16 protein-coding genes and 1 pseudogene are annotated in these 15,129 nt (G+C 61.9%); 6 read left to right on the top strand and 11 right to left on the bottom strand.

Annotation, left to right across the window (positions count from 1 at the left end; genetic code table 11):
- Window positions 1-280 (top strand): hypothetical protein (locus tag AC4DF4_RS07300; RefSeq protein ID WP_490047456.1); only part of this gene is annotated, 280 nt, incomplete at its 5' end.
- Between the two features lie 139 nt (window positions 281-419).
- On the opposite strand, the gene AC4DF4_RS07295 is transcribed toward AC4DF4_RS07300, so the two are convergent.
- The 4 genes from AC4DF4_RS07295 to deoC are packed head-to-tail and all read right to left on the bottom strand — an operon-like array spanning window position 420 to window position 4,482.
- On the bottom strand, window positions 420-1,091 hold the full coding sequence (locus tag AC4DF4_RS07295; protein WP_490047455.1) for a ubiquinone/menaquinone biosynthesis methyltransferase: 672 nt from the start codon (window positions 1,089-1,091) through the stop codon (window positions 420-422).
- A gap of 41 nt (window positions 1,092-1,132) precedes the next feature.
- Window positions 1,133-1,993, bottom strand: coding sequence for an aldehyde dehydrogenase family protein (locus AC4DF4_RS07290; RefSeq protein WP_490047454.1), 861 nt, complete (start codon window positions 1,991-1,993; stop codon window positions 1,133-1,135).
- Window positions 1,994-2,025: 32 nt separating this feature from the next.
- Window positions 2,026-3,507: an aldehyde dehydrogenase family protein gene (locus AC4DF4_RS07285; protein WP_490047453.1), complete on the bottom strand. Its 1,482-nt coding sequence runs from the start codon at window positions 3,505-3,507 to the stop codon at window positions 2,026-2,028.
- A gap of 39 nt (window positions 3,508-3,546) precedes the next feature.
- Window positions 3,547-4,482: a deoxyribose-phosphate aldolase gene (gene deoC, locus AC4DF4_RS07280; RefSeq protein ID WP_490047457.1), complete on the bottom strand. Its 936-nt coding sequence runs from the start codon at window positions 4,480-4,482 to the stop codon at window positions 3,547-3,549.
- A gap of 125 nt (window positions 4,483-4,607) precedes the next feature.
- On the opposite strand from deoC, the gene mscL reads away from it, so the two are divergent.
- On the top strand, window positions 4,608-5,030 hold the full coding sequence (gene mscL / locus AC4DF4_RS07275) for a large conductance mechanosensitive channel protein MscL (protein ID WP_490047452.1): 423 nt from the start codon (window positions 4,608-4,610) through the stop codon (window positions 5,028-5,030).
- Between the two features lie 2 nt (window positions 5,031-5,032).
- Here the strand turns inward: mscL and AC4DF4_RS07270 are convergent, their stop codons facing one another.
- Both AC4DF4_RS07270 and AC4DF4_RS07265 read right to left on the bottom strand, forming a co-directional pair.
- The gene (locus AC4DF4_RS07270) at window positions 5,033-5,707 is read right to left on the bottom strand and encodes a DR2241 family protein (RefSeq protein ID WP_490047451.1); all 675 of its coding nucleotides are present in this window, start codon (window positions 5,705-5,707) and stop codon (window positions 5,033-5,035) included.
- Between the two features lie 22 nt (window positions 5,708-5,729).
- Window positions 5,730-6,548 (bottom strand): CbiX/SirB N-terminal domain-containing protein, encoded by an 819-nt coding sequence (locus AC4DF4_RS07265; RefSeq protein ID WP_490047450.1) that lies wholly within the window; start codon window positions 6,546-6,548, stop codon window positions 5,730-5,732.
- 133 nt (window positions 6,549-6,681) lie between these two features.
- On the opposite strand from AC4DF4_RS07265, the gene AC4DF4_RS07260 reads away from it, so the two are divergent.
- Window positions 6,682-8,562, top strand: a complete 1,881-nt coding sequence (locus AC4DF4_RS07260) for a GNAT family N-acetyltransferase (protein WP_490047449.1) — start codon at window positions 6,682-6,684, stop codon at window positions 8,560-8,562.
- 519 nt (window positions 8,563-9,081) lie between these two features.
- On the opposite strand, the gene AC4DF4_RS07255 is transcribed toward AC4DF4_RS07260, so the two are convergent.
- Both AC4DF4_RS07255 and AC4DF4_RS07250 read right to left on the bottom strand, forming a co-directional pair.
- Window positions 9,082-9,468 (bottom strand): type II toxin-antitoxin system VapC family toxin, encoded by a 387-nt coding sequence (locus AC4DF4_RS07255; protein ID WP_490047448.1) that lies wholly within the window; start codon window positions 9,466-9,468, stop codon window positions 9,082-9,084.
- A 2-nt stretch (window positions 9,469-9,470) separates the two neighbouring features.
- A complete protein-coding gene (locus tag AC4DF4_RS07250; protein WP_490047447.1) occupies window positions 9,471-9,737 on the bottom strand; it encodes a FitA-like ribbon-helix-helix domain-containing protein in 267 nt (88 codons plus the stop codon).
- 49 nt (window positions 9,738-9,786) lie between these two features.
- Here AC4DF4_RS07250 and AC4DF4_RS07245 point away from each other — a divergent pair, with 49 nt between their 5' ends.
- Both AC4DF4_RS07245 and rhuM read left to right on the top strand, forming a co-directional pair.
- Window positions 9,787-10,008 (top strand): hypothetical protein, encoded by a 222-nt coding sequence (locus AC4DF4_RS07245; protein ID WP_490047446.1) that lies wholly within the window; start codon window positions 9,787-9,789, stop codon window positions 10,006-10,008.
- Window positions 10,009-10,317: 309 nt separating this feature from the next.
- Window positions 10,318-10,752 (top strand): annotated as a pseudogene (gene rhuM / locus AC4DF4_RS07240) (RhuM family protein); the annotation flags it as partial.
- A gap of 382 nt (window positions 10,753-11,134) precedes the next feature.
- Here the strand turns inward: rhuM and AC4DF4_RS07235 are convergent.
- Entirely contained in the window at window positions 11,135-11,575 is a 441-nt protein-coding gene (locus AC4DF4_RS07235; RefSeq protein ID WP_490047445.1) for a very short patch repair endonuclease, read from the bottom strand.
- A 361-nt stretch (window positions 11,576-11,936) separates the two neighbouring features.
- On the bottom strand, window positions 11,937-12,458 hold the full coding sequence (locus AC4DF4_RS07230; protein WP_490047444.1) for a hypothetical protein: 522 nt from the start codon (window positions 12,456-12,458) through the stop codon (window positions 11,937-11,939).
- A 114-nt stretch (window positions 12,459-12,572) separates the two neighbouring features.
- Between AC4DF4_RS07230 and nadD the strand changes: the two genes are divergently transcribed.
- Window positions 12,573-13,151 carry a nicotinate (nicotinamide) nucleotide adenylyltransferase gene (nadD, locus tag AC4DF4_RS07225; RefSeq protein WP_490047443.1) on the top strand — a complete coding sequence of 193 codons (579 nt, stop codon included), beginning with the start codon at window positions 12,573-12,575 and terminating at the stop codon, window positions 13,149-13,151.
- Between the two features lie 4 nt (window positions 13,152-13,155).
- Here nadD and AC4DF4_RS07220 read toward each other — a convergent pair whose 3' ends face one another.
- Complete coding sequence (locus AC4DF4_RS07220; RefSeq protein WP_490047442.1) at window positions 13,156-15,021, bottom strand: acyl-CoA thioesterase; 1,866 nt, start codon at window positions 15,019-15,021, stop codon at window positions 13,156-13,158.
- Between the last annotated feature and the right edge of the window lie 108 nt (window positions 15,022-15,129).

Genomic DNA, 15,129 nt, shown 5'->3' with positions numbered 1-15,129 from the left:
CCAGGAGGGGCTGGAGGGAAACCCATTGGTGAGCTTCCACTATACACCCACTCATGCGAGTTGGGTGAATCTTGCGGAATGTTTTTTCTCGATTTTGACGCGTCAAGGACTCCAGCAATCCGTGCACCGATCTAACAAGAAGCTTGTCCGGTTCCTCAAAGACTTCGTGAGCGAACATAATAAGACCTGCGGCCCGTTTGTCTGGACGAAAGGTCCTGAGAAACTGCGGCGGATCATTCAACTAACTAAGTCTTATCAAATCCAAACGCACAGTCACTAAGGAAACGGTGCACTAGGGCTCCACGGGTTTTGAGAAAGAAAGCCCCGTGAAACGCAGAACTGGTTATCATGTGGGAGCGAGTCAGGAATTTGGGTTATGTCGACGGTGGGTTTGAAGTTGGAAGCGCAAATTTTTCGAGTCAGCGGGTGCCCTCGTAAATGGTCACGACGCCGAGGGTGACCGGAGTGAAGTCGGTTTGTCCGAAGCCGCAGGTTTCCAGCAGGTCCGTCATCGCCTTGCCGGATGGGAATTGTTCGATCGAGCCGCCGAGGTATTCGTAGGCGTCCTTCTGCCCGGTTAGCCAGCCGGCCATGTGCGGCAGGACGTGGTGGAGATACCATCGGTAAGGGCGGCGCAGGATGCCGTCGGGCAGGGAGAAATCCAGGATGACGAGGCGGCCGCCGGGCTTGAGGACGCGGTGCATTTCGAGCAGCGCTGCCGGATAGTCGGCCATGTTGCGCAGGCCGAAGGCGACGGTGACGACGTCGAATCCGGCGTCTTTGAAAGGGAGCTGCAACGCGTCTGCAACGATGGTCTTGGCAATGCCGCGGCTGGCGGCGTGGGCGAGCATTTCCGCGCAGAAGTCGGAGGCGATGACCTCGCATTGCGGGCACTCGTCCTGGATTTCCAAGGCAAGGTCGCCGGTGCCGCTGGCGACGTCGAGCAAGCGCGCCGGTTTCCATTTCCGGATGCGGGCGGTGACGACCTTGCGCCACCAGATGTCCATGCCGCAGCTCAGGACGTGATTGGTGAGCACGTAGCGGTCGGCGATTCTCGCGAAGGCATCATGGACGTAAACGGCGTCGGGCATGCGGGATGGGTAGACCGGATGGAATTTCGAACAAGCGCGAATTACGCGCCGACGGGGTGCCAGGTGGTTTTGGCTTCGAGGTGGTCGCGGATTTCGTAAAGGCCCTGGGCTTTTTCGGCGAACCAGTCGGTGGGGATTTCCGCGGGTATGAGCTTGAGGCGCTTGACGCTTTCGGCGGCTCCGGTTTGGAGGATTTTGCGTTCCTCCAAGTTAGCGACGGCGGCGAGCCCTCGCAGATGGGCGTGGGTGGCGAAGGTCGGGATGAGCTCGTCGCGCCGGCCGGTGAGGAGATTGACGACTCCGCCGGGCAGGTCGCTGGTGGCGAGCATCTCGCCCAACAGGATCGACGGATAGGGCTGTGTGGCGGAGGCGAGCGTGACGACGGTGTTGCCGCCGGTGATGGCGGGCAGGACGAGCGAGAGCAGGCCCAGAAGCGGTGCCTCGTCCGGTGCGACGATGCCGATAATGCCCATCGGCTCGGTGACGGTGAAATTGAAATGGGGCGAGGAAACCGGGTTCACGCTGCCGAGCAGGGCCTGGTATTTATCCGTCCAGCCCGCGTAGTGGACGATGCGCTCGATGCTGGCGCGGACCTCGCGCTCGGCTTCTTTTTTGGAAATGCCGGGCAGGGAAATGGCGTCGGACATTTCCGCAGCGCGGGCTTCCAGCATTTCCGCGAGGCGATAGAGGATCTGGCCTCGGTTGTAGGCGTTGCGCGCGGCCCAGCCGGGACCGGCCTTGGCGGCGGCTTCGACGGCGTTGCGCAAATCCTTGCGGCTGCAGAGCGGGGTGTTCGCGAAGAACGCGCCGCTGGCGTCGGTGAGCGGATAGACGCGTCCGCTCTCCGAGCGGATGAAGGCTCCGCCGACGTAGCACTTGGGGGTTTTGGTGATTTTGAGCATGGGTATTATAGGTCCTATAGGTCTTATACGACCTATATCAGATTTGCATAGTCGAGCAGTCCTTGTTTTCCGCCTTCCCGGCCGAAGCCGGATTCCTTGTAGCCGCCGAAGGGCGAGGCGGGGTCGAACTTGTTGAAAGAGTTCGCCCAGACGACGCCGGCCTTGAGCTCGTTGGACATTTTTAAAATGCGCGAGCCCTTGTCGGTCCAGACGCCGGCGCTGAGGCCGTAACAAGTGTTGTTGGCCTTTTCGATGGCTTCCTCGGGCGTGCGGAAGGTGAGGATGGAAAGCACCGGGCCGAAAATTTCATCGCGGGCGATTCGGTGGCTCATGGCGACGTTGGAAAACAGGGTGGGCGGGAAGTAGAAGCCTTTTTCCGGGAGCTCGCAGGCGGGCTGGTAGAGATCCGCGCCCTCGGCGACTCCGCAGGCGACGAGCTCGCGGATGCGGTCGAGCTGGGCTTGCGAGTTGATGGCGCCGACGTCGGTGTTCTTGTCGAGCGGGTCGCCGGTGCGGAGGGATTTGAGGCGGATCTTGAGTTTGGACAGAACTTTTTCCGCGATGGATTCCTGGACGAGCAGGCGGGATCCGGCGCAGCAGACGTGGCCCTGGTTGAAGAAGATGCCGTTGATGATGCCTTCGACGGCTTGGTCGAGCGGGGCGTCTTCGAAGACGATGTTGGCCGCCTTGCCACCGAGCTCGAGGGTGAGGCGCTTGCCGGTTCCGGCGAGCGCGCGCTGGATGGATTTGCCAACTTCGGTGGAGCCGGTGAAGGCGATCTTCGCGGCGAGCGGGTGGTCGACCACGGCGGCTCCGGTCTCGCCCGCGCCGGTGACTATGTTGACGACGCCCGGTGGCAGTCCGGCATCTTGCAAAATCGAGGCGAACTTGAGCGCGGTGATGGAGGTGGTTTCCGCGGGCTTGAGGACGACGGTGTTGCCGGTGGCGAGGGCGGGGGCGATTTTCCACGCGAGCATGAGCAGCGGGAAATTCCACGGGATGACCTGGCCGACGACGCCGAGCGGCGCGAGCGTGCGGCCCGGAGTGACGTAGCCGAGTTTGTCCGCCCAGCCGGCGTGATAGAAGAAGTGGGCGGCGGCCATCGGCACGTCGAAGTCGCGGGATTCCTTGATCGGCTTGCCGCCGTCGAGCGTCTCGGCGACGGCGAACTCGCGGGCGCGGTCTTGCAGCAGGCGGGCGATGCGGAAGAGATATTTCGCGCGTTCGGTGCCGGGGAGTTTGCTCCATGAGGTGAACGCGGTGGCGGCGGCCTGATAGGCGGCATCGACATCGGCGGCTCCGGCGACGGCGATTTCCGAGAGCTTCTCCTCGTTGCGCGGACTGATGGAGTCGAAATATCTGCGGGTCTTGGGCGCGAAGAACTTGCCGTTGATGAAGAGGCCGTAACGCGGCTCGATAAAGGCCGGCGCAGATTCCGGCGCGGGATCGTATTCCCAGAGATCGCCGAAGAGCAGTTCGCGGGCGGCGGGGCGGGTGGATTTCTTGGCGGGCATGAGAGTGATAGGTCGTATGGGTCCTATAAGACCTGTTTCCTAGTAGGCTGACGAGGATTCGGAGAAGTTGTAAGGCGCTTGATAGGCACCGGTCTTTTCCTTTACGAGCTGGCGGACGAGGTCGTTGAGCAGGGCGGAGGCCCCGAAGCGGTAGCGGGTGTTGGTCAGCCACGCGTCGCCGAGGGTTTCCTTGACGGCGACGAGGAAATGCAGCGCCTGTTTGGCGGTGCGGATGCCGCCGGCGGGTTTCATGGCGATCTCGATGCCGGTGGCGAGGAAGTGGTCGCGGATGGCTTCGAGCATGACCTGGTTGTTGCCGAGGGTGGCGTTGGAATTGGTCTTGCCCGTGGAGGTCTTGATGAAATCGCCGGGGCGCAGGACTTGCATCGCGAGGAACGAGGCGGCGCGGATGTTGTCGTAGGTTTCGAGCTCGCTGGTTTCCAAAATCACCTTGAGCGTGCGGTCGCCGCAGGCTTCGAGCACGGCGGAAATTTCGTCTTGGACGAGCTGGAGTTCCCCGGCGAGGAAGGCGCTGCGGTTGATGACCATGTCGATCTCGTCGGCTCCGTCGGACACGGCGGCGCGGACTTCGGCGAGGCGGGTTTTGAGCGGTGCCTGGCCGGAGGGAAATGCGGTGGCGACGGAGGCAATCCTGACCGGTGTGCCTCGCAGATGTTTGTCCGCGTGCCTCACCATCGACGGATAGACGCAAACGGCGGCGGTCGGCGGGATGTCCGTGTCGTCGTGCGGGCGGAGGGCTTTCTGGCAGAGCGAGGCGACTTTGCCCGGAGTGTCCTTGCCTTCGAGCGTGGTCAAATCGACCATCGTCGTCGCGAGTTTGAGGCCGAAAACCTTGGCGTGCTTCTTGATGCTGCGGGTGGCGTATTTGGCGACGCGCTCGTCGATGCCCACTTGATCGACCGTTCCGACATCGGCGAGGAGGCGGCGGAGGGCTTGGGAATTCGGCGTGGCCATTGGCAGGAGGCTCATGGGAAGGGGGCGGTCTGCCAAGTTTCAAGTGGGACGCGAGGCAGAAATACCTTGGCGAACCCACGTGGATCTTCTATCTATGCGGCTCGGTTTTTAACCCCCAAACAGCCATGTTCAAGGAATTCAAAGAATTTGCCCTCAAAGGAAACCTCATCGACATGGCCGTGGCCTTCGTCATGGGAGCCGCGTTCACCAAGCTTTCCACCGCATTCATCGAGGACCTGATCATGCCGCTCATCGGCAAGATTTCGGGCGGCATGGATTACACGAACAAGTTCGTCGCACTCTCCGACAAGGTCACCGCCACGAATCTCATTGAGGCGAAAAAGCAGGGGGCGGTGTTCGCTTACGGGAATTTCATCACCATCGGGATCAACTTCGTCATCGTGGCGTTCGTGATGTTTTTGGTGGTGAAGGCGATCAACAAAGCCAAGGCGCTGACGGAAAAACAAGCGGCCGCGGCGGCTCCCGAGCCGAGCGCTCAGGAAAAACTTCTCACCGAGATCCGCGATTTGCTCAAGCAGAAGGCTTGAGATCAGGCTCCGGCGGCTTTCGCCTCGAACTCGGCTTTTGCCGCTTTCCGGCATTCGGCGACGAAGTGGTTGCACGCCTCGCGGCAAAGCAGGGGAATCGCCTCGGATTCGGGTAGACCGCCGGGGATGCCGTTGAAGCGGCTCGCCTCGCTGTCGTCGAGCGACGTGTTCGCATCGAGCCGCCACAGGATTTTCTTCGCGCACTGGTGGGCGGGGCCGCAGATTTCCTGGACGAGTTTCTGCGCCCCGGCATCGCTAATCGAGCGGGCGAAACGATACATCCCGGTCTGGCGGTTGAGCTTGTCGCGCAGGGTTTCGATTTCCAGCGTGCCGCCTTGCTGGGCGATGAACAGGCCGGCGCAGGCCGGATAGAATTGATCGAGCGCGAGCAGGAGGTCCTTCTCGTTTTCGAGAACCATCACCCAGCCGCGCTTCAGATTCGTCTGGCCTTTGGTGAAGCGGTAAGTCCCGTCTTCGGCGTAAGTCGAGAGGTCGCGGGCGTCGGCCGGACCTTCGTGGACGTCCAGTCCGCCGAAGTCGGGCTCGGTGGAAAGCCCGGCATCCGCCATGTGGCAAATCACGTAAGGAAGGTCGTGAACATCGGTTAGGATTTCGAGTTCGCCGATGCGGTGGATGCCGGATCGGAGCAAGTCGCGGAGCTGGGTGGCGAGGGACATATGTGGAATGGGATGAGTTTTGTCAGAGCGGTTTGTGGATTTTGTCAAAATCCGAAATCTGGTCGAGGATCACGTCCGCCAACAGCCTTTCGGTGCCGATGGCGGAGGTGTAGTAAAGCGTCTTCCCGCGGAGGTGGTGGGGGTTGTGGCGGAAGACCTCGCGCTGGCTGGCGGCCGCTCCGACCTCGTCCTCCATGCCGAGAAGCACCGGAATGTCCTGATAGGAGTGGAGTCCGTCCGAGATGAAAAACGGCACGACGACCACGTTCGGAGTGTCCGACATTTTGTCCCACTCGGCGACGAACGGCGGCTCTTCCATGTAGGCGTCAAGCACGGCGGCGTAGCCGGCGCCCGAGGCGGCGATCAGGTCGGCCTGGTCGCGGATCGCCTTGGTGGAATTCTGGTTCAGGCCGGTGCCGTGGCCGGTGATGATCAGGGTGGTGGCGGCGGGATCGATCCCGGCGGCGACTTCCTTGGCGCGCCTCAGGATCAGGTCGGTCATCGAGCGGTGGACGCCGACTGGCAGGCAGTAATGGAAGGTTTTCCCGCGGACAACGGTGGTCGGGCCGGTGAGCTGGAGTTCGCGGGGGATGACGTCCTGGGTGAAATAGCCCTCGCTGATGAAATCGGGGACCACGTAGATTTCATCCGAATCGATCATGTAAATCGCCTCGCGCATCGAAGGCTCTTCCTTCCAGAAGCAGCAATGGACCTCGGCGAACAGGCCGCGGCTGCGGATTTCTTCGGCGTGCTCGAAGTAGGGCGTCGAGGAGTCCGGATTCTCGGTGGAACCGTGACCGACGATGAGAAGGGCGCTGGTTGGCTTGGGCGCGATGGGCATGCGGGGAAATTGGCGAGACTTGGCCGGAATGCAAGGCAGGGAAAGTTGCTGGTTTTCCGGACGGGGGCAACGCGGAGAGTGAGGCTTGAAAAAAACCGCGCAATCGGCTCGGAAGTTTGTCAGGGTCGCCCGCGTGAAACCATTGCTTGCGAGTGATTGGCCCCGGCTGATCAGGCCGGGGAGCCGGGTCTTCCTCGGCGGCGGGGCTTCGGTGCCGTTCGCCTTGGTGAAGTCGATGCTGGAATCGGCCGGAAATTTCAAGGACGTCGAGCTGGTCCACATCCACGGGCTCGGCGAGACGCCGTGGATCGACCCGCAATACGAGCAGGTGCTGCGGACGAATTCGTTCTATCTAACTCCATCACTGCGGGAGGCGGTGGAACGCGGGCAGGCGGACTACACACCGTGCGCGATGTCCGAGGTGGCCTCGCTTTTCAAAAACGGACCGCTACCGCTGGACGTGGCCTTGATCCAAGTGAGCCCGCCGGACGCGGACGGCTGGTGCTCGCTCGGGGTGAGCGTGGATGTGGTGAAATCCGCGGTGCAATGCGCGCGCACGGTGATCGCCCAGATCAACCCGAAGATGCCGCGGACTTGCGGCGACACTTTGATTTCCACCCGCAAGATCGCTTGGTTCATCGAGCATTCCGCGGTCCTGCCGGAAGCGTCGCGGGCGATTCTCGACGAGCGCCACGAGCGAATCGGCCGTTATGCGGCGCAGCTCATCGAGGACGGCTCGACGATCCAGTCGGGCCTCGGCAACAGCCCGGAAGCGGTCGTCCGTGCCTTGCGGAAACACCGCCATCTCGGGATTCACACGGGCATGTTCAACGACGCGCTGATGGAGCTGGTGCGCTGCGGCGCGGTGGATCATTCGATGAAGAGCTATCTGCCCGGCAAGATCATCGCCAGCCATGTGCTGGGCAGCCGCAAGCTCTATCAATTCGTGGACGGCAATCCGGACGTCGAGCTGCACCCGAGCGACTGGGTGAACGATCCAAGCCGGATCGCGCGCAACCAGCGGATGGTGGCGATCAACGGCGCGCGGGAAATCGATCTGACAGGACAGGTGGTTAGGGATTCGAGCGGGCACCGGTTTTACGGCGGGATCGGCGCGTTGCAGGATTTCATCCGGGGCGCGGGCCGCAGCAAACAGGGGCGGCCTATCATCGCGCTGACCTCCACCGCTGACGAGGACGGGCGCTCGCGGATCGTCGCGGGGCTGGAATCCGGCAGCGGCGTCTGCACCGGGCGGGGGGACGTGCATCACGTGGTCACGGAATACGGCGTGGCGCATCTGCACGGCCGCAGCATCCGGGAACGGGTGGCGAGGCTGGTGGAAATCGCCCACCCAGATCACCGGGAATCGTTGCTGGCCGGCGCTCATGGCCGCGGGTGGTTGCCGAAGTTTTTCACGATGCCTGGCTCGGGGCGGGGGATGGACGACATTGAAACCGGCTGGGTCCTGTTTCAAACGACGCGGCTGTTTTTGCGCCCGCTGCACCCGAGCGACATGCGGATCTTGCAGGAGTTTTTCTACTCGCACGACGCGGAGACGGTCCGCCTGCGCTATGGCTACGTCCGCGACAAGATGACGGGCGAGTCCGCTTACAAGCTCGCCGCGGTGGACCAGTCGAAAGACGTCGCGCTGGGGATTTTCGCCGAGCATCGCGGCCAGCAGGAGCTGCGGGCGATCGGCCGTTATTTTCTCGATGCGGACGGAAAGAGCGCGGAAGTGGCCTTCATCGTCCATGAGGGGACCCGGCACTTGGGAATCGCGGGGTATTTGCTCGGCGAGCTGGCGACGGTGGCCAAGCGCCGCGGGATCAGGGGATTCTGGGCGAGCGTGATGCCGGACAACCGGGCGATGGCGGGACTGTTTCTGGCCGTCGGCGGCGGGGAGTCGACGGCTGACAGCGAGGGCGAGCGCGAATTCAGGATTCCCGTGGAGCGGATTTTGAAGTCGCGGAAGAAGTTTCTGGAACGGAAGATGATCCAACGAATCGAACGGTGAATGAGGGGGAGGGTGAAAACGTGGCTGGATCGTCTCGCTCCAGTCCGTTGTCCGGGCGTCTCGCCCGGATCTGACAGGAAAGAGGCGAGACGCCTCCGCGCTGAGGTCGGGTGTGTGGAAGACTCTATCCGGCAGCTCATCTCATCGGATGAATCAGATAGTTCCCGCTTTCTCCATCACCTTCACCCCTCGCAACTACCGCTTAGATCGCCCAGACGACCACTTAACCCTTCGTAACGCCCAGCTCCGCCCAGATCGGTCTCTCGCTCAGCACCTGGCAGCGCCTCCGGGACACCAAGCTCATCGCCAAGTCCCGACTCCTCCACGGCAAACTCACCACCGCCCTCGCCGACTACGACCTCACCCCCGCCGCCTGAACTTCCACCCAATTTCCTATCGGGGGGACAAACTGTCTCCCGATAGGTTTCTACTCCTGCCGCCGACGGCAAACAACGCATGACCGACGTAGTCGGTACCGAGCAACTCCTTCGCCTCATCCAGTCCAATCCATCCCCTGCCTTAGGGCATCCTCACGGCCACGTCCGGGCAGATTCGCAGCACTTCTTTGTCCCGTGTCCGCAATTTCAAGCCTCGCGAGCGGGCCAGCCAGACGTAGGAGGCATCGTAAAACGTCAGTCCGGTTTCCGCCGCCAATCGATAGATTCCCGGAAAGTCCAAGTCCCGCTCGATCTCCATCAGAAGCCCGCCCGCTTTCCCAAGTGCCGTTTCCGCATCTTCCCGGTCGATTTGTCCGAACTTCGAGCACTTCCACGCCACGTTTCCAATTTCGTAGAAAACCAGTCCGTGACTGATCCATTCCGGCTCCAGTTCCACGAGAGCCTGAGAAGACTCTCTTGCCGCAGCATCTCCGAAAAGATGGTCACCAAGGACGGTGCAATCGACCACGATCACCTTCTTCCCTCCTCAATAGCGGCGTCGATCTCCTCGCCGCTCATGAAGCCGGTCATTCGGCTGCGGATTCCGTCGATCTCGGCAGTGACCTGCCGCATCCGCTCCCGGGACGCCGCCACTCGCGCCGCGTCATCCATGGCGACGGGGACGGCGGACAATTCCGCGATCACCTCCTGGTTCAAACTGCGCCGGTTCTTCCGCGCCCGCTCCTTCAGCACTGCATGCAGATCCTCAGGAAGATTTCGAATCGTCAATGTCGCCATGCCTGCAAACTGACTCCGAAACGCTTTCACTTCAACTCCTATTCTCACCATGCCCCAAGGAATCAAACTTTTCGCCACCTGCCCCCGCTTCGCGGAAATCGGCCAGCTCCTCAAGAAGATGGACCGCCTCGTCCTCCGCTTCCGCCGCACCGAGCCCGGCGCAGCCTTAATCTACGCCACCACCCGCCATCAAAATTCCACCCTCTGGACCCAGGACGCCGATTTCAAAGACTTCCCGCACGTCCGCTACTTCCCGAAAATCCAATCCTGAATCCCCAAGTCTATTGGCGCCTCATGAAAAAGCGCCTCACTGACGAGGGAAAACCTCCGGGTCCTGCAAAAAGGTCGATAATTGGAATTTTTGAATGATCGTTTTTGTGCATGGGCGGAGACTATCTAGGACCGAATCTGGACCGAGGCTCAAATCCAATTCGTTTCAATCCGATCATTTTCCAGCGCCGGGTTAACTTTCTGGGTAAAATCCATGCTCAATCGCTCGCTTTTCCGCCGCCACCAATATGGGAGCCTGTTTATCGCTGGGGATATTCCTAGGAATCGAGCACGCGGTATTCAGGATACCCATTGGGCGATCACCGGCAAGACCGCTGCTGAGCAGATCTATGGATCGGCGGATGCGACAAAGAACCACATGGGTCTGACATCTTGGAAGAATTCGCCACAGGGAAAAGTCCAGAAGTCAGACATCACGGTGGCGAAAAACTACCTCAACACGGCGCACATCGATGAAATCAACCGGATTGTGAGTGCCTATCTGGAACTCGCCGAAAATCGGGCCAAACGCGGCATCCGGATGAAGATTAGCGATTGGGTCGGCTTCCTGCATAATTTTCTGGAGCTTTCAAACTACCCGATCCTCATGGACAGCGGGAAAATCAGCGCCGAGGATGCCCGGATCAAGGCGGAGGCGGAATACGAAACATTCCGCAAACAGCAGGATCTGGAATACCGGTCCGACTTCGATGAGGAAGTGAAACGCATTCAAGGGAACTCATAATCATGCCAGCCCGACTCCCGATTCCGTCCAAACGGAACTTCCGATCCAAACTCTTGTCGAAGAGCCGATCATCAATTCGCCTTACCATTGGCATCGGCGGACGGATTCCGCCGTTCCCTGGGTTGCATCCGTGGCGCGGGGCAACTTGCAGGTGGTGGCGGCGGGGAACATCGGACATCGAACGCCCAACATCGAACGTTGAAGTGAGGAGTTCGCCTGCGGCGGGAGGTGGGGGGATGAGAAACACCAGGCGCGAAGCATTGGCATTTTCGCCCTCGCAGGGAGTCAGGGCGGACCGGGCCGGATCCGCCTTGCCGGGGATGACTCGGAGCGAGACGCTCCTTGGACGGTCTGCGGCGAGACACCGCAGCCACGCGCATCCTCAAGCGGTGCCGGCTCTGGGAAGGAGGGCGGGAATGCGCTTGGCGAGCCACAAGCGGTCGGATTTTTTCCGCAGCGCGCATTCCCAGATGGTGACGACGTGCCAGCCGAGGGCGCGGAGGGCGGCCTCGTTGCGGAGGTCGCGGGCTTGGTTGCCGGTGATCTTGGCCTGCCAGAAATCACAGCGGGATTTGGGCAGGCGGAAGGCGGGACAGTTAGCATGGCCGTGCCAGAAGCAGCCGTGGACGAAGACGACGGTGCGGTATCTGGGCAGGACCAGATCCGGCCTGCCGGGAAGCGCGCGGTTGAGCGGGCCGCGGACGGTGAAGCGGTAGCCGGCGCGGTGGAGCAGCGAGCGCAGCGCGAGCTCGGGCTTGGTGTCGCGCCCGCGGATCAGGGCCATGACCGCGGAGCGTTTTTCGGGAGTGAAGACGTCGGCCATGACGGAATCAAAGCCGGGGATTTCCCCATCGCCACCAGAAAGATGACGTCGTCAGGGATTGCCGCCCCTGCGGTGCGGCGCGCACCTTCGGGCATGCGCGTCGAGTTAAGGGCTGATTGCTCAAAAAGCCGACAAACGGGCGGTTCAAGGAGCGGCGAAACGTGTCCGCCGACGCCCATGGAAAGCCAATGTCCGGCGCATCCGCTCATCTCATTGCCAGCTCATGGACATCGGCGAACACGTTTCGCCGCTCCTTGGCCCTTAACTTGACGCGCATGACCTTTGGGGCGCTGGGGAGGAAGATGTCGTGAGACACTCCTGGCACGTTTCCCGGGCCGTGCGGTTTGTCCGCCCGCCTCTGCTAGACCAGGCGGCCGAAACACGCGCGCAGGGCCGCCCGCCACTTTTCGAGAAACGCCAGGCTTCTAGCGGCTCTCGCGGCGGCTTGCCCATCGGGGGCCGTTGATTTCTCCAACTCCGGAAAAATCGCGCACTCGCGGGTGATCGTCGTTTCCACTTGGAAGATCGCTCGTTCCACGGCCTCGCGGCAAACTTGGGTCTCCCCTTCCAGCATCGCGCGGACCAACGCCGACTTCGCCTCGTCGCGCTTGCGGATGACCGACTCCGCCAGCTGGGTGACGGCTCCGACTTCGGCGAACAAATCCATCAGCGAGTTGTCGATGCTGCCGCGGAGTTCGCCCGGCGTGCCGCGCAGCTCCAGCCAGTGCCTGAGCCGCCGCGACGGGCTGGAAACCACCGCGAAGGCCTCGCGCAGCGCGGCGAACTCGCCCTCCCCGCCCCCGGCGTCCGGATGTGCCCGCTTGCCCGCCTCGCGGAAAGCCTCACGCAGCGCGTCGTCGGATAGAACCAGCTTCGGTTCCATTCCCAGGATTTGAAAAGGATCGGTCACGGGTGGGAAACTGCCCATGTTTCCGGCCTGCGGTAAAGCGCGGCGACGCTTGAATCGCGCGGCGATCCCGCCTAGCGTCCGGCCGTCATGCCCGCGCCGAGAAAAATCGCCCTGTTCGGCGGCACATTCGATCCCGTCCATCGCGGGCACATCCATCTGGCGACGCTGGCGCGGGACGCGCTGGAACTCGACGAGGTCCGCTTCCTGCCTTGCCGGATCTCCCCGCACAAGACCGGCAGCATGCCTGCCAGCGGCGAGGACCGCTGCGAAATGCTGCGCCTCGCCACCGTCGGCCTGCCGTGGGCGGTCGTCGATGATTTCGAGCTCAGCCAGCCCGGCCCGTCCTATTCCTATCAGACCGCCGAGGCCATGGCGGGACGGTTTCCGGGTGCCCGGCTGTTCTGGATCATGGGCTTCGACCAATGGAGCGCGCTTCCCCGTTGGAAGAACCCGGAACGGCTCGCGGCGCTCGTCGAGTTCATCGTCCTCGCCCGCGGGGAAACGCCGCAGCCGCACGAGGGCTGCCGGCTGCACGTCATCGCCGGCGGCCACCCAGCGTCCGCCACCGCCATCCGCGAGGCGGTTTCGAAAGGGGAAACCCGCCACCCGTGGCTTGACCCCGAGGTCGCGGAATGGATCGCCACAAAGGGCCTCTACCGCCCGTGAGCCATCAGGTGTATTTCATGAAGGCGGTGTATACCTCGGAGGGAATGTCCAGCAACGCGTAGTCCTTGGAGGAGACGAACAGCAGGCTTTGCTTGCCCTTTCCTAGCAACTCGTTTTCCGAGCCGAAGATCTGGTGCTCGAGCGTGCAGAACTTGCGGTTGAAATCCGCCACCTTGATCTTCACCGTGATGGTGTCGAACTCGCGGGACTCGCGCACGAACTTGTGCTCGAAGGAACGCGTGAGGATGTAGAACTTGGTGGTTTTCAGGTCGAAGTCCGGCATCGCCACGTTGAAAAACAGCTCGCGGGTCTTGCCGACGAACAAGCCATACATCCCGAAGTAAACATTGCCGACGGAATTGGTGTCCTGATAGGTCGCGATCATCGAGTAAACAAACCACTTGCCCTCGAAGTGCCCGCCCAGCGCGTGGTGGTCCTGGGGGGGCACCACGTCGGACGCGGCCGCCACGTGCACGGTCTTCGCGATGGCCTTGAGCGCGGGAATCTCGGCGGCAGCCTCGATCACCTCCCCTGCCCGCTCGGTGACGACGCGCAACAGGTCGGCGTTGAAAACGAGCCACATGACGTAGGCCAGCGGCAGGATCGAGCCGAGGATCAGCAGCGCGGTGTCGCTCTTCAAATAACCGAACGCGAAGATCGCCAGCGACATGCTCGCCATCGAGAACATCCGGATCTGCGGCAGCGGTTGCTGGGAGTTCGGCACGAAGCAGCGGGCGATGGCCAGCGCGGCGTATCCGACGAAAAACGAGGCGTAGAACACCATGAAATACTCCAACTCCAGGCCGGCGAGAAGGCTGCCGAGCGTGACCAGTCCGACCAGCAGGAAGGTCGGAATCGGCGAGCCGAGGATTTGCTTGGGGATGAGCGAGATCAGCATGTTCTCGCTCTTCTCGACGTTTTTCTCGAGGAACCATTTCAACGCGATGTAGCCGCTGTCCAAGGTCGTGAGCACGCAGATGGCGAGGAACGAGAAATACGCCAGCGGCATCACGCCGCCGAGGGTCTTGTAATTCCGTTGGAAATACTGGGTCACCAGGTCGTGGGCGTATTTGAAGCCGTCGAGTTTCGACTCGGCGAAGTGCCCGCCGTGCTCGGTCATCACCCACAGCGCCAGACAGCCGTGGAAGAGCAGCATCAGGAAAAAGATCGAGCCGCCGAAAAAGTAACTCGCGCGGATCGAGCTTTTCTCGCGGTGGATCTGGATCGCCCGCTGCCAGTGCTGGAGGTCGAGCCACGGCCCGACTAACAACCCGATCACCAGCGGGATCGCGTAGCCGAAGAACCGCGCCCCGCGCCATTCGTCCTGGAACGGCGAGGTCCACGCGAACGGCGCCGGCACCAGCGGGTCGAGGCCGATCAGAATCACCGCCACACAGCCCAGCAGCAGGCCGCCGAGCATCGCGTGGCTGAGCTTGATTTTCTGAATCCCGAATTCCTCCCCGAACAAACAACCGGCCGCCAGGATCACGAAGACGATCAGGCACAGATAGAGCCCCAGCAGCGGCCCGGTCGCCAGCTTGAGCGGAATGAACAGGTAGTTCACCAGCGCGAAAACCGTCAGCGCCAGCGCCACGATTTGATAGATGTAGAGGATCAGCCGGAAAGGCCGGGAGAACTTGTCGAAGAAGATCGCCAGCGATTCCTGCCCGCCGCTGTGGCTCTCCGCCACGCGGTGCGTCAGGAAACCGAACAGCATCAGGCCGAGCGCGTTGGGGATCGCGAACATCAGCAAGCCCTGCAATCCGAACATGAAAGTCATCTGCACGCTGAAAAACAGCCCCAGCCCCCACATCCAAGACAGAGCCACCGAATTCCCCCAAAGCAGCGCGTTCAACCAGCGAAAGTTCATAAAGTGCGCCAAGGAACCTCGATTTGCACGATCGGGCAAGCCGGATTCTCGGCGGGTTTCCCCGGGACCGTGCCGAAATGAGTCGAAAATTCGCCTTGAGACGGCTGA

The sequence above is a fragment of the Luteolibacter sp. genome (genome assembly GCF_058122085.1).
Note: the sequence above shows the minus strand (reverse complement) of the source record. Positions and strands in the feature narration are given on the sequence as shown.

Bases quoted from the DNA above. Each gene is read 5' to 3' on its own strand.
- AC4DF4_RS07220 (WP_490047442.1), bottom strand. From the start codon at position 15,021: ATGAACTTTCGCTGGTTGAACGCGCTGCTTTGGGGGAATTCGGTGGCT.
- deoC (WP_490047457.1), bottom strand. From the start codon at position 4,482: ATGGCCACGCCGAATTCCCAAGCCCTCCGCCGCCTCCTCGCCGATGTC.
- AC4DF4_RS07265 (WP_490047450.1), bottom strand. From the start codon at position 6,548: ATGCCCATCGCGCCCAAGCCAACCAGCGCCCTTCTCATCGTCGGTCAC.
- AC4DF4_RS07230 (WP_490047444.1), bottom strand. From the start codon at position 12,458: ATGGAACCGAAGCTGGTTCTATCCGACGACGCGCTGCGTGAGGCTTTC.
- AC4DF4_RS07290 (WP_490047454.1), bottom strand. From the start codon at position 1,993: ATGCTCAAAATCACCAAAACCCCCAAGTGCTACGTCGGCGGAGCCTTC.
- AC4DF4_RS07270 (WP_490047451.1), bottom strand. From the start codon at position 5,707: ATGTCCCTCGCCACCCAGCTCCGCGACTTGCTCCGATCCGGCATCCAC.
- AC4DF4_RS07250 (WP_490047447.1), bottom strand. From the start codon at position 9,737: ATGGCGACATTGACGATTCGAAATCTTCCTGAGGATCTGCATGCAGTG.
- nadD (WP_490047443.1), top strand. From the start codon at position 12,573: ATGCCCGCGCCGAGAAAAATCGCCCTGTTCGGCGGCACATTCGATCCC.
- AC4DF4_RS07235 (WP_490047445.1), bottom strand. From the start codon at position 11,575: ATGGCCGACGTCTTCACTCCCGAAAAACGCTCCGCGGTCATGGCCCTG.
- AC4DF4_RS07245 (WP_490047446.1), top strand. From the start codon at position 9,787: ATGCCCCAAGGAATCAAACTTTTCGCCACCTGCCCCCGCTTCGCGGAA.
- AC4DF4_RS07295 (WP_490047455.1), bottom strand. From the start codon at position 1,091: ATGCCCGACGCCGTTTACGTCCATGATGCCTTCGCGAGAATCGCCGAC.
- mscL (WP_490047452.1), top strand. From the start codon at position 4,608: ATGTTCAAGGAATTCAAAGAATTTGCCCTCAAAGGAAACCTCATCGAC.
- AC4DF4_RS07285 (WP_490047453.1), bottom strand. From the start codon at position 3,507: ATGCCCGCCAAGAAATCCACCCGCCCCGCCGCCCGCGAACTGCTCTTC.